The sequence below is a fragment of the uncultured Methanobrevibacter sp. genome (assembly GCF_902801725.1).
GTDB lineage: Archaea > Methanobacteriota > Methanobacteria > Methanobacteriales > Methanobacteriaceae > Methanocatella.
In genome coordinates this window covers 12,331-27,178 of the sequence record NZ_CADCJB010000022.1, presented here as the reverse complement: position 1 = coordinate 27,178, position 14,848 = coordinate 12,331, and the positions used below count along the sequence as shown (strand labels likewise).

At 35.6% G+C, this 14,848-nt stretch carries 4 protein-coding genes and 1 pseudogene; 2 read left to right on the top strand and 3 right to left on the bottom strand.

Annotated features, from left to right (window positions below):
- Together dnaK and dnaJ are read left to right on the top strand one after the other, a co-directional pair.
- Positions 1-280: pseudogene (gene dnaK, locus QZV68_RS06005) on the top strand (molecular chaperone DnaK); the annotation flags it as partial.
- 135 nt (positions 281-415) lie between these two features.
- Entirely contained in the window at positions 416-1,558 is a 1,143-nt protein-coding gene (gene dnaJ / locus QZV68_RS06000; protein WP_296879538.1) for a molecular chaperone DnaJ, read from the top strand.
- A gap of 393 nt (positions 1,559-1,951) precedes the next feature.
- Here dnaJ and QZV68_RS05995 read toward each other — a convergent pair whose 3' ends face one another.
- From QZV68_RS05995 to QZV68_RS05985, 3 genes are all read right to left on the bottom strand, one after another.
- Entirely contained in the window at positions 1,952-4,981 is a 3,030-nt protein-coding gene (locus QZV68_RS05995) for a hypothetical protein (RefSeq protein WP_296879536.1), read from the bottom strand.
- 184 nt (positions 4,982-5,165) lie between these two features.
- Entirely contained in the window at positions 5,166-9,587 is a 4,422-nt protein-coding gene (locus QZV68_RS05990) for a right-handed parallel beta-helix repeat-containing protein (RefSeq protein WP_296879534.1), read from the bottom strand.
- A 173-nt stretch (positions 9,588-9,760) separates the two neighbouring features.
- Positions 9,761-14,701 carry a cobaltochelatase subunit CobN gene (locus tag QZV68_RS05985; protein ID WP_296879532.1) on the bottom strand — a complete coding sequence of 1,647 codons (4,941 nt, stop codon included), beginning with the start codon at positions 14,699-14,701 and terminating at the stop codon, positions 9,761-9,763.
- Between the last annotated feature and the right edge of the window lie 147 nt (positions 14,702-14,848).

Here is a 14,848-nt window from a genome sequence, read left to right as displayed (position 1 = left end):
TCAAGTATCTGAAGATGAAAAAACTAAAGTCGAAGGACTTGTAGCTGAATTAAGAGAACTCATAGCTGGCGATGACGTTGATGCCATTAAAGCAAAGTCTGATGAATTATCCAATGTAATTCAAGAAATTGGTGCAAAAGTTTATCAACAAGCACAAGCTGAAGCTCAAGCACAACAAGCACAACAAGCTCAACAAGGTGCTGGAGCAGACCCTAATGCAGGTGCTAAAGACAACGCAAATGATGACACAATTGATGCAGACTATGAAGTAAAAGACTAGAATTAATAATAATGTTTTATAAGTTGTTAGGAAATATAATAAAATCAGAAATCAGAATCAATCAATAGACTAACAGCAGATAAAACTATTATTTTTTCTATCTATTTTTTTAAATTATCATATTAAGGTGAATAAATGGCAGACAAGCGAGATTATTACGAAGTTCTTGGAGTGGATAAATCTGCAGATGAAAAGACAATAAAAAAAGCTTATCGTAAATTAGCCAGGAAATACCATCCAGATGTTTGTGAAGAACCAGATGCTGAAGAAAAATTTAAAGAGGTAAGCGAAGCTTACGCTGTCTTGTCTGATGATGAAAAACGTCAAAGATATGATCAGTTTGGTCATGCAGGAATGGACGGATTTACTGCAGAAGATTTCTATCAGAACGTAAACTTCGAAGACATTTTCCAGGGATTCGATATCGGAAACATATTCGATATGTTCGGTTTTGGTGGAGGAAATCGCAGCCGTGGCAGAACTGGACCTCAAAGAGGTTCAGACATATATACTGAAGTTCCAATTACCTTAGAGGAAGCATATACTGGATGCGATAAAGAAATTAAGATTACCAGAAGTGAACTCTGTCCTACATGTAATGGGTCCAAATCCAAACCTGGCGTGGAACCTGAAACCTGTAAAGCATGTGGAGGAACAGGGCAAATTAAAGAAGTAAGCAACACCTTTTTAGGCCAAATGGTAAATGTAAGGCCTTGTAGAACCTGTGGAGGAACAGGTAAAATCATTAAAGAACCATGTCCTGACTGTCATGGTAAAGGCAGTAAAAGAAAAACCAAAACAATCAAAATTGAAATTCCTGAAGGAGTCGATGAAGGTAATCACTTAAGAGTTTCCGGTGAAGGAAACTGTGGTGAAGCACCTGGTCTTGAAGGAGACTTGATTGTTACTGTCCACATTAAACAAAATAAGCAATTTGGCCGTGAAGGAGATCACTTATACTACGAACAACAAATCAGTTTCCCTCAAGCAGCATTGGGTGATTTGATAAGCATTCCAACCATTGAAGGAAAAGAAGTTGAATTCAAAATCACACCTGGTACACAAAGCGGAACAGTGTTCAAACTAAGAGGGCAAGGTATGACCTCATATAGGCATGCCGGCAGAGGAAACATGTATGTTACAGTGACTGTAGTTGTTCCTAAGAAATTAAATTCAAAACAAAAAGATCTGCTTAAAGAATTCGCCGAAATCAGCGGCGATGAAATAAAAAAAGTTGAAAAAGGAATCTTTGACAGGGTCAAGGATGCAATGAAATAGATTAGCAATTTTGCTAATTTATTTTCCCACCACCATATTAATTTTAGATGAAATTAAACTAACACCATTGCTAATTTTTATTAGAATAATTATATCTTTAATAGATTATTTTTCATTGACATTTAGAAAATACTCATTTTGAATGCGCCAATGTAGATGTCTAAAATATATTTTTTCAATAAATGAAAATAATAAAAAAATGCAGTTTTTCAATCGAAATTTTGCACCAATATACTAAAAGATTTGATTAATTAAACAATAGACATATCGAAAAAGATTTGTTAAAATGAATGTAAAAATCAGTAAAAATAATAGCTAATTGAAAAAGAGTGAAAGTCAATTCATGCATCTACATGAAAAATAAAAAAAAGTATAGAGATTAAAAATCTCTATTTATCTTACTACAATTTTGACATTTTTAGAAGCTGCTTTATAATATCCATTACCAGCAAATTTAACTACTGCTTTGTAGGAAGCTTTTTTAGTTAATTTGGTAATTTTGAAAATTGCTTGACCTTTAGCGTTGGTGGTAGCTTTAAATGTTTTACCGTTAACTCTTAAGGTAAGTTTAGCTTTCTTAATTACTTTGTTTTTGTTGTCTTTTAAAGTTGCAACATATTTTTTAACTTTAACATTGGATCTGAAAGCTTTTGAAGCAGCAGATAATTTAGTAGGTTGTTTAATAACTTTAATAGTTGCGGTAGCAGTTTTTGCTGCGTAATACTCGTCTCCAGCAAATTTAATAGTCATCTTTTTAGTTCCTATTTTAGATGCTGAGAGTTTGTATTTGATTACACCAAGTGCATTTGTAGGGTAAGCTCTGGTTTTACCATCAAAGTTTATTGAAACTATTTTCTTTGCCAATGGGTTATTATTCGCATCAACTAATTTTATTTGATAGTAGTATCCTTTTTTGATAACTGTTAAGTAAAGAGTTTTGGAAGATGCAACTACGATTTTGGTTTTTACTTTAGGGTCATTGCCTGAAATAGTAGCGTTATCTGCTTCAACAATAGTAAAAGCACCTACATTATTAGCACTTCTTAAATAGTTATCTTTAACAGTTGCAACATTGCCTGTTAAATTAATAGTTGAATCGCCAGTAGTTTGAATATTGTTATTTGTAATTGTAGAAGTACCTTTAACAACTTTAATACCAATATTTTGAACTCCGAAACCTTCCCAAATAGATTCATTACCGACATTGGAACCTTTTGCGGAAATTTTGGTGTTGTCAACTACCAAATTAGATCCTCTGTATGCAATTCCAGTAGTATAATTACCTGAAAGAATAACATCATTATCGATTACATTACTTTCAACGTCACCTAATGAGAATCCGAATATATTATATGCATCACCAGTAATATCATTACCAATATAATTTGCTTTAACATCAGCACCATTCATACCGGAGTAAATTCCGTAAGCGGAAGTAGGAGATATTACTGAAATTCCGTTTTCTTTTACAACTCCACTAGCAGGACCTTCGATATCAATACCGTTAGAATAGTAATTGGATGTTGTATTAATATCATTTGAGTTAATATTGAAATTATCACCGGTAATTTGTAATCCGTAGATATAAGTATTTCCATTAGATACAATAGTATTTTTTGAAATTACACTATTGTTGGAATTTTTGAAGACAACAGAGTATATAGTATCATAAGATCCAACAACATCAGTATATTGAACATTTACTGTATTATTATCCAAAGTAACATTGTTAGAACTTTCAACAACAATACCTTCGGAAATAGGGAAGCTTACCCAATTACCACTACCTGAAGGCACTTCAGCCCAAGGCACATAACATGAAATCAAATCTAAATCAAATTTATTTCCTTTAATAACAGCACCATCAGTTTCATAAAGATAAACAGCATTATTAATACCGATACCTTTAGTTGCACCTTGATAATCGATATTGTTGTCAACAATTTCTAAAACAGCACTATCATTTGCATAAATTGCATAAGCATCTTTATCATCGTTAGCTACAGTATTAATCATATTGTCTTTTAATACTACATTAGTCTGATTGCCTGTGAATGAAACACCTTTACCAGGACCAGCAATTACATTATCAGCAATATTAGCAGCACCTTTAATAACTTTAATACCGACAGCTTCAACACCAAATCCTTCCCAAATGGATTCATTACCTTTTTCAGAAGAAGTTAAAACAATTCTATTACCAGTAGCAGATAAGGATGAAACTCTATAAGCCATACCAGTTGTATAATTACCATTAATTAAAACAGTGTTGTTTACAACATTGCTTGAAACATCACCAATTGAAAAACCAAAGATGTTGTATGCTTCACCGGTAATCTCATTACCAGTATAGTTTGCATTAACATCAGCACCGTTCATACCTGAATAAATACCATAAGCACTGCTGCCAGATTTAACATCAATGACATTGTCTTCTACAACACCCACAGCAGGACCTTCAATATCCATACCATTGGCGTAATATTCTGCAGTAGATTTAATATTATTACCTCTTATTGTGAAATCATCATCAGAAATAATAATACCGTAGATATAACTTTTACCAGTTGAAGTAATATTGTTATTAGTAATTACAGTACCGGAGGTTCTTGAAAAATCAACAGCGTATATAGTATCGTAAGATCCCATAAAAGCAGAATAAGTAGTATCTATATCATTACTATCTAAAACAACACCATTTGAATCTTTAACTACTATAGTTCCACTAATTGGAGTACTTACCCAATTTTTACTTCCAGGAGGAACTTCTTCCCAACCAACATCAGCAGAAATGACTTTAGCCTTGATCTTGTTACCATTAATTATAGCATTATTGGAATTTGTAACCTGAATTGCATAGTTAAAATTCCATCCGGTTGTTGCACCGGCATAATTAATGATATTGTTCATGATTTTCAAATTATCTGCATTATCTGCATCAATTGCAAATGCATTATAATCTTTTATTGCATTGAAATTAATGGTTGAATCTTTAATTTCAACATTTGTTGCATTATAAACAGCAATTGCAAATCCAGAAGTGTCCTGATTGATGGTAAGACCAGAAATTACAACATCACTAGCAAATACGTCAATAGACACATTGTTGAATACTGCATTGTCTCCGGATATTGCAATCGGACGAGTAATGCCAATTGCACTTACACCAACATCTGAAATGTCTCCGCTGAATTTCAATTCATCAGAAGTGACATTTGACAATAATGTTCCATTTTCATCAAAATAACTGTTGAAATTATCTTTTGTTACAACAGCTGTACTTTCATTTGCACTTACTGGTTGTGCATCTCCCCCAACAGCAAGTGGCTCATCAACAGTTACTTCATCATCAATTGCGACAGTATCAGTTGCATTATCGGCTGCAAAAGCAGCACCTACTGATAACAGCACTACTGAAAGCATAATTAATGAAATAACTAAACTTTTTGATTTAATAATTCCACCTCATTTAAATAATATTGATAATAGCCTAAATTATAAAAAATAAAAATTAATTGACTATCCAATTATAAACTTTATTTTAAAAATATTTAAATGTAATTAAAGAAAAATTGAAAAAAAAGTAAAATAAGGGTTAAAAGTTACCCTATTTTTTGATTTGAATGGAATTTTTTATTGTGCATCCACCATAACTTGATGTTATGGAGAACTTACCAACGTTTAAATTTCTAATAGATGCAGTAGCTACACCTTTATTGTTGGTTTTAGCAGTATATTTCTTATTTTTAATTTTAAATACAATTTTTTTGTTTTTTAAAATCTTACCATTTTTGCCAACCAATTTAGCGGAGAATTTTACCACTTTTGCTCTTTTCTTGACAATATTTTTTGCAGATAAGGTTGGCTTAAAGGTTATCTTATTGGATTTTGAAACCCCAGCATAAGAAGTGGTTATTGCATATTTACCGGCTTTTAGCTTAAGTGAAGCAGTTGCATATCCGGACTTGCCTGTTCTAGCTTTGACAGTTTTTCCATTAAATTTGAATACAACGATTTTACCGGCACCTGCAGCCTTTCCGTTTGTATTCAATATGCGAACCTTGTATTTAACAACATTGCCATAATAGACTGAATAGTCCTTACCTCCAGTTATAGGATTTACGACAAGAACACTTAAACTGCTGACCTTTTCAGAATATTTGCCTTCAGCAAGTGAAGTGACACTTACCTGATATGAACCTGCTTTTACATTAGCAGGCAATGCAACTTCTCCCTTATTATTTGAAATAAGAGAATAAGTGTTTGAGCCAATTTTCACTGATACACCTTTATTTGCAACAGCATTTCCGTTGGAATCCTTTAAAGTGGCCAATATTCCTTTTACATATATGTTCTTGTTGATTTGAATTATCACATCAGCCCTTGGCAACACGGTTAAGCCGGAAGTAACGCTTGCATCGTTGAAGTTATCCAAACCTGAAATGTCTGCACGCATTGTGTATTTACCTGCATCCAGTGAAGCCGGAACCTCATAAACTATTTTGGCATATCCATCACTGCCTGAGACAGCATTGCCCATAATCATGTCCCTGATACTTTGCCTGATAAATGTGACTTTTGCTCCTCTGATAGGATTTCCCAATGAATCGACAATTCTAAGAGAGATTGTTTGGCTTTCCCCCTGAACGATTGCAACAGGTTCAAAGGTCACTATTGCATCTGCCTTGGTTATTTCAAATAAAAGCTCGAATACGGATGCCTTGTAGTTTTCCTTAAATAGCTGAGATGTGAATCTGTAATTTGCAGGAACATATGATTCGTCGAATGCATAAGTGAAACTTGCAACGCCTTTTGAAACTACAGCATCACCTATTAGTTCACCGTCTGAACCATAAAATTTAACGATTGCTCCGTTTAAATTTTCGCCGAATGTGAGGTTGAACTGACCTTTGCCCAGATATTCGATGTCACTAACTTTAACAATTGGATTTGCGATGAATTTGTAGTTGTTTGAAACATCATTTTCAGAAGCTCCGTATACTGCAGCATTACCAATACCTTTTTCAGAGTCAAGATAATTGTCAGAAATCACATTGCCTATAGCTTCAGCATCAATCATGACTGCATAGCCTTTTGTTGAAGTTATGTTATTGTCAACTATTTCGTTACCTGTGGAATTTGACCTGATATACACACCGGCATTTCCGCCAGGCAATGAATCCAGGTTTTTAACTGTCAGTTTTTCACCAGTGCCTTTGGCATTTATTTCATTTTGTGAAATGGAATTAAATTTTGAATTTGAAAGCAAAATGCCGTAAACCTGCTTTGCAGCAGTGCTAAATTTATTGCCTGTGATGACATTTCGGTCTGATGACAATGCTTCGATTCCGTAGATAACCTCTGAATTTAGAGAAACGATGTTGTTTTCAATCACACTCATTCTGGAAAGTTCCAAAGTAATACCATAGGAAACACCTTCGGATTTCAAATTGATAACATTATCTTTTAAGATGGTTCCTTCAGATTCTGCACCCACAATAAGACCTGTTGTGAAGTATGGACCTTCAAGAGTTATGACATTGCCGTTGAAGACATTGTCTGTAGCTCCTTGTCCTTCAGGAGCCTTATGACCTGTATTGTATCCTAAAACACCCATTCCATATATATAATTATCCTTAGCCTTAACATAGACTTTGTTGTTTGAGAAAACATTGTTGTGGCTGTTGAAGTATAAATCAATACCGACAATGGAATTTGTGGAATTGTCCTTGCCTGTTGTTGAATGCACTTCTGCCAAATCTGATGTGGCGTTTACATCATTTCCGGAAACGGTGTTGTTTGATGAGTATAATAACAAAATTCCATAGGTTTGATAAATTTCCGAAATGACATGTGCTCCATCCATACAGTATTCATTTCCGTCAATGCAGAGTTCGTTTCCGTCAATGCAATAGGTTTTGCCGTCTACAACCAGCTCATTGCCGTCAATGCAGTAGGATTTACCATTGATAAAGAGTTCGTTTCCGTCAATGCAGTATTGTTTTCCATCAATTACCAGTTCATTACCATCAATGCATCTTTCAGGCATGAAATTATAAACTTCGCCTGTTCCGATTGTTTTTATTGTGTTATTTGCAAAACTACAGTCTTCACTGGCATATGAAAGCAGTGTGAATGTCAAATAATCACCCTGAGACATCAGGTTATTGTTCCAAACATCAACAAAAGTTGATTCGAGAACATAAACCGCATATGCTGCCTTAGGGTCGTTTACGGAAATATTATTGTTTACGACTCTCACGCCCTGAGCCTGGTTAATGAATATTCCCCATGCGTTAACCCTTTCTGCAGCTTTGTTGATGATATTTAAATTTTCAATCAAAACGTTTCCTGATGTAACCTTGAATGTTGAATTGTAGAATACAGGCTTTTCACCAGTGATTTTGATGGCCTTGTTGATATAGATTACCTTATTGTTAAAAGCGCCCTTGAAATTGAGAATGTCTCCGTCGTTGACAAGATCTGTCAATCCGCCGTTTGCATTTATATATTCATCGAAATTGTCATTTGTGATTGTAAATGTCTTTCCCTTAAAGATATATGTTGGCTTTGAAGTGTCAATTACACCAGCAGGAGTATGTATTTCCTTTCCAAACACAATATTTGAGTCTAAATCAATATTTGAGGTGTCAGATTGAACACCGCTTGCATCAATTGCAACATTATTTCCAGTTTTAATGGTATTGGAAATGACAGTTACATTGGACGGCATTCTTTTGGAGCTTAATCTCTCAATCAATACGCCCACACCGGAAAGTGAAGTGACGTTATTATTTTCAATCCAAAGGCCTGAGCCTTCATCCTTCTGATAGATTCCAGATCCGAATTCTGTGAAAACAGTGTTGTTTCTGACAACAACGTTTGAACCTGCAGCAGAAATTCCTCTGCCCGCTTTTGATACGTTTACCCAATTGTTTTCAATAATGGAATTGTCGATTCCGGAAATTCCACCGCCTGTTGAGATTATTTTACAGTCCATAATGACATTGTTTCTAATGACTGAATCATAAGCACCTACAATTCCATATTCCCCACCGGCTTCAATACCGAGATGGTTGTAATCGGCACCGGTAATGTTGACTATAGTATTGTCCACAATAATATTGCCGCTTCCGGCAGTGGAGACCCCTCTGTAACCTCTGATTACAGTATTGGATTTGATAGTGTTGTTATTCCCCATCACCTGAATATTGTAGCTCCAGGATGTAGGTAATATTTCAGGATTGCACATAACTATATTATTATATATTATGTTGAAGTTGGAAGATCCACCTTTAAGAGGTCCACCATCATAACTGGACAGATATATACCATTGGCATCATCCACTTCAACCTTATTGTTTGCAATATAATTATAATGGGAACCGCTGAGAATCAGTGTAGGAGTTGATCTGGTACCGTGTCCGTATGTTATTCCATAGGTCTTAAGGTCGTTATTTGTCACATTATTGTAATTTGCCCCATTGGCTACGCAAATAGCATAGGAAGCTCTTCCTGTATTTTTTATGGTACAGTCCTTAACAACACAATTGCTGGCTGAGTTCAGGAATATTCCATAGAGTTCATTGTTTGTATTTGCAATGTTTAAATTACTTACAGAACTTCCTGAAGCTCCACTGAGAAGAGAAATCCTTGAATTTTTCATGCTGTTTGTGGAAGTTCCAACAACATGTATCGGCTTTTTGAAAGTGAAACTCTTTGAAGAGAAACTTCCATCGAGAATGATTGTATCCCCTTCTTTAATAGCTGAAGATACAACATTTCCATCCTTATCAAAATACTGATTAAAATTCGCATCGGTAATTGTATGGGAGGATGCTTTCAAGTTATCCGAATCCACCACATTCGAACTTAAACCAATACCCTCATCTGCAGACACATCCAAAGTGCCCTGTGTGGCTTCAGTGCTAATAAAGTCGGTTCCATTTTCAATATTTGCAGCGCTGACTGCACCAATGGAAAGCAGCAAAAGCAGTGAAACCAATAAAATATTAATTATTTTGCTCATATTATACCTCATCAAATTTAATTTGAAAATCTAATTGAAAGTTGAATAAATTTAACTTTAAAAATTTTCTATTATATTATAACTTATGAAAGTATAACATATTTAAAAATTACTAAAAAAAATCAGAATTTTTGCATGAAGACTAAAAAAAATAAAAAAAGTTGATGATTAGATTAATAATCATCAAAGCCATCCTTGCTATCCCTGAGATAACCGACCAGGAATATTGCAATCAAAATGATTACTGCAACAACAACAAATATCGGCATGCTTGATTCTGTTGAACTTGCAGATTTGGATGCTGATTTTTCTGAAATTTCATAGGCCTTGGAACCGCCTGCACCACTAGATCCAGAGGATGCATCCTGTGAACTGGAAGAATCTTCAGCAGATTTGGCATCTCCAGCCTGACCTGCAACATCACCAGCAGCAGTATTTCCTCCGGAATTGGAACTTTCGGATTTTGATTGCTGTGATGTACTGTTTGAAACTACATTGGCATTTTGATTTCCAGTCTCTCCATTTTGAGAACCTCCGTTTTGATTTCCTTCAGTTCCCTGATTTTCTGAATTTTCATTCATCTGATAGAGAGGGTCGGTTTCAGTTGCCTGAGCTAAAATTTCAGCAAACTTCTGCTTTTGAGCAGGAGTCAATGAACTCAATTGGATAATCTCTGAATTCCATGCAAGGTTTTTACATGTGTGGTGACAACATGCAACACCATATTCGATTACGCTTTGCATGTATGAGTCAACCAATTTTTGAACAGTAGCGGAATCACCACTCCAGAGTCCTTGCTGAGCCATATAAATCATCCATGCTGTGGAAGATTGTGAACCAGCTGCTAAAGTATTACTGTTAACTCCAGAATTGATTTTAAGTACTGTTTCAGCCAATTGATTTCCCAATTGAGTATTTAACTTTTCACCACCTAAAACTGTAGTCGCATAGAAATTTTGGAATCTTGAAGCGTATGCATTCATTCCCGCAGGAGTCTTGACCAGCGCATTGTAATACTGCGGATTCAAGAGGATACTGCGAACTTCGAATTCCAACTCTTCCTGATAAGTTCTTGAAGTGTACTTATTTTTGTTCCTGATATCAAAGAAAGCAGTATCAGGCTTGTCCTTACCGGACTTTTCCTTCAATACATTGGCGGCATTGTACAGGCCACCGAACCAGTCATAGTAATCATCGGAATCGAAGAGTCTCCAACTGCTGTCGAAGTTTTGAGTAATCACATCCACATTATCAAGCAGGTATTTGTAAACATCTCTCTGTTTGTTTACCTGAACATTACCCTTTTCATCCAAAGTCCATGAATAGGATACCTTATTCATATATATGTCCATAGCATATTCATTGACTGAATCAATACTCCAGTCTGCGGTGTTAGGTATGAGATTAGACATACCAGTACCTTCAAGAACATTGCCCGGAAGACCGAATAATCTGTCTAAGTGAGGGTTTTCCGCATAATGCTTTATTACATAATTATTTGATGCATCCTCACCAGTAGCATTTATTGCCATGCTGACTGAAGTGAGCATCCAGGTAATCCAATCCTTGTTGTTTGTAACCATACTTGCAAACACATCTATTCTTGGCCTGTTTACAACAGAACCGTTATTTAAAGTTATGGTTAAATCTTCAATAGGTATCTGTTCAACACCTAGAACCTTGCCGTTGTCTGCCCAAACAGGTTTGCATCCCAGGAAATACATGAATTCCGCAACACCTATACCTTCGGTTCTTGAAATTTCAGTACCCCATAAGATCAGTGAAGTCAGCTCAGGCCATTTTCCATGCTGTTCATAGTAGTTGGCCAAAAGCATATCGACAATCCTTACTGCTGATTCATATGCTGCATAAGACGGCATTCTTGTTGGGTCTGATGCATATCCGTCATACCCTGTAGGTATGGAATCACCATATGAAGGGTCTGCAAACAGTCCTGCCTTTACATAATTTCCGCTTAAAGCGAGTAAAATCGCATTCCATTCATTGTTTCTTTGAATGTTTGCAATGATATCTTCACAGTATAGTGTTGAATTATATAAGGCGGTGCCTTCCGGAATACCAAGTTCCCTGTTTAGCTGTTTGACTGAAGTGCCGTTAACCAAACGTGAGGAATAATGTTTCAGGAATGACTTTATTTTATCTGCTTCTTCAAGATATTTAAGATTTCCCTGAATGTCATCATAGAATTTCAATCCTTTCAGATTAGGATATAAGAACTCAAGCAATTGGTCATATATTTTAGTTTGAGAGGATACAATAGTAACGACCTCTTCGGTAAGTTCATAACCTGTTAAAATTTTTCCCAGGTGATGAAGACCGAAAGTGTTGAAATCGTCTTCCATATCATCCAGATATATATGCAACTCATCAATCCAGCTTTGGAAAGATTCGCCTTTGGAAATATTTCTGAAACCTAATGCAGGAGCCAATTCCAAAATCATTTCCTTATATGATTCAGCATTGGATGTTACGTTCAAGCTTAGCTGTTCCTTATAGTAATTTATATAATTCTTCAAGGTAGTGTAATTACCATATAGTTCAGATGAAACCATTGCAGGAGTCATGTGGGTAATCATCAAAGCAGAACTTCTGTCTCTTGCAACCATAGCTTCACCAGGGTTGGAAACAATATAAGGATATACAGTTGGAACCAATGTAAGTTCAAATGTCCAATCTCCAGGATATGCTCCAAGATTAATACCTGGTAGCCATTCAAGAGTTCCGTGAGTTCCCATTGAAACTATTGCATTGATTTTTGCGGTTTTTTCCATCCATTTATAAAATGAAACATATTGCTGATGCGGAGGTATTACCAGGCTGTGATAGTCCTGCACCTCTTCCCAACCTCTACTTGGCTGGAATGTGACAAAGACATTACCAAACCAAACTCCAGGAATTACAATATATTTATTCTTATAAACCATTGCAGGTCCAAGACCGTCTTTCCAATATGAAATCATCTGATTGAATAACTCATCATTGATGTCAGAGGTCAACTTTTCGAATTCATTTAGTGAAATCAGCTGATGATGCTTCATCAGGTAATCCCAGTTATCCTCAACATACTTATTCAGCAAACCTTTTGCCCATGAACCCTTATTGTTCATGTCAAAGATTATTTGAGTCAGATTATACATTGAAATCAAATTTGTACGGGTCTTGTTAATCAGATAGGAATCTTCAGAATTGATAATCCACTGATAAGTATTGTTTACAGCTTTTGAAAATTCAAAAGATCCACCGATATCATAACCCTGATTGTAGAGCTGATAGAGCAGTTCGAAAGTACTGTTGAAAACGTCCAAATAGGAAGCGCCTATTTCTGCCTTACCCGGAGGGTAATTATAAAGCATTACTGCGACCTTCTTATCGGAATTATTCAAATCATGCAGGTCTGCCCATTTGCAATTCAATTGGACCATCTTATCCACACCACCTTGAATAACATGGGTTTTACCGTATGAATCCACATAGGACAATGCCACCTGACCGAATACACCTTCAAAACTTGGATAGGTTACCATGAATGTCCATTCCACCTGAGGCCCCAGTTCGCTTAAATAACTGTATTCTGAAATTTCAACAATACCTTTCAGTACATGCAAATCAATATCGGATAAATCTGGCTCAGCAGTACCACTGGCATAATCTAAAGACCAACTACATAATGAATTGATTGCAGATATTCCCACAGAAGAAATTGAAGCTATCCTGTTCAATATTGAAGACATTGGAGGTTGGGTTCCAGTTTTAAATACGTTAAAAGCTGGCCTTCCATTAGCTTCATAACCTCTGATGAGCGCATCGCTAACCTCTTCACCACCATAGTAGGAAGCGATAGCTATGAATGATTTTTTTGGGCCAAATCTATTAATATAATCATTTTCGAATTTTTTAAATAAAGCTGTAGGATCCAATACTTCAGTCAACCAGACAACATAATTTTCTGTCATCCAATTCAAACTACCGTCGGAACTGTGAGTATATCCGGGATTTTCACGAATCCACTGATTGATTAATTTTCCTTCAGGAACCAATGTATACAATCCTAAATCAGGATGATAAAAACCACATTCCGGAGACATTAACGGAGCATTTTTCTCATCAAGAGTAGGATTTGAATATTTATCCGGATTGATTAAATATTTTACATAATCCAGATAATTTTTCATATTGTTCTGGAGGATATCAGATTCTGCAATATCCCTTGCCTGGAAATAGGAACCGATGTAGGTATTTTCAATAGTGTCGAAAGTATTGTTGGACGCAGAAGCTCCCACAATATGGATTCCTGTGCTGTTCATAATCTGCTTTGAAAACACACTGAATGTGTAAGCGACATTATATTTTGCATTGGCCGGAGACTTTGCAAGAAGCTGCTTTAGATATGGAGCGGTAAACACGCTGTAAGCGGATTCCGAAAACATATCAATATGCATATAATTTGCATATTCAACCAGCCATGCGCGGGACTTGTCAAAATCAGTAGTACTGATGTAGGCGACTCTTTTTGACATGTTCATCAGCAAGTCAACCTTTTCGCTGTGGGAATTGTAATCAACCAGAAGCAATATGTCTGGAATGAACTGTATTCCCTTGATATCGACAGTGCCGCTTTTCTTGGTAAAGTCCACATCATATTTTTGCGGGTCATATGTGGAGTATGAAACTTCCAGATGATACTTTGAGGAGCCTAAGTTTTTGATTACTGCATTACCTTTTGAATCGGTTTTATGGGTTGAAACCAACTTATTTGAAGAATCATAAACCTTAATGGTAGCTCCTTTCAGGTCAAATCCGTCCTCACTCCATGTTTTGCTTGTTGCGTTGTATGAATCCTTTATATTGACAACATTTATTACATTATTGCCTGCCCCCAGAGTTTGTTCCTCCAGATGAGATGACTGAACATCGCCAACATCGCTTATTTGAACAGCATCATCAAGAGGGTCTGAAGTGCCTATAACATCATATGTCGTTTCATTATTTCCTGCAAATGCACTGCTTATGGAAAACAAAAGCACGATTGAAATAATTAATGCGAATAACAATCTATTATCTAGTTTTTGCGTATTTTCACCTCCTTTATTCATTTATAACAAACATAGCAATATCGAAAAGATTTACTATAAGTTTAAATTTGACTTGAAAACATATAAACATTACTAAACTAAACAACAACCAAGCATATTAAAAATAGATTTGAGATAAGTTTAAATAGTTATTAAGATAAATAAAAT

Coding starts and splice junctions, on each gene's coding strand:
- dnaJ (WP_296879538.1), top strand. CDS start 416: ATGGCAGACAAGCGAGATTATTACGAAGTTCTTGGAGTGGATAAATCT.
- QZV68_RS05995 (WP_296879536.1), bottom strand. CDS start 4,981: ATGCTTTCAGTAGTGCTGTTATCAGTAGGTGCTGCTTTTGCAGCCGAT.
- QZV68_RS05990 (WP_296879534.1), bottom strand. CDS start 9,587: ATGAGCAAAATAATTAATATTTTATTGGTTTCACTGCTTTTGCTGCTT.
- QZV68_RS05985 (WP_296879532.1), bottom strand. CDS start 14,701: ATGAATAAAGGAGGTGAAAATACGCAAAAACTAGATAATAGATTGTTA.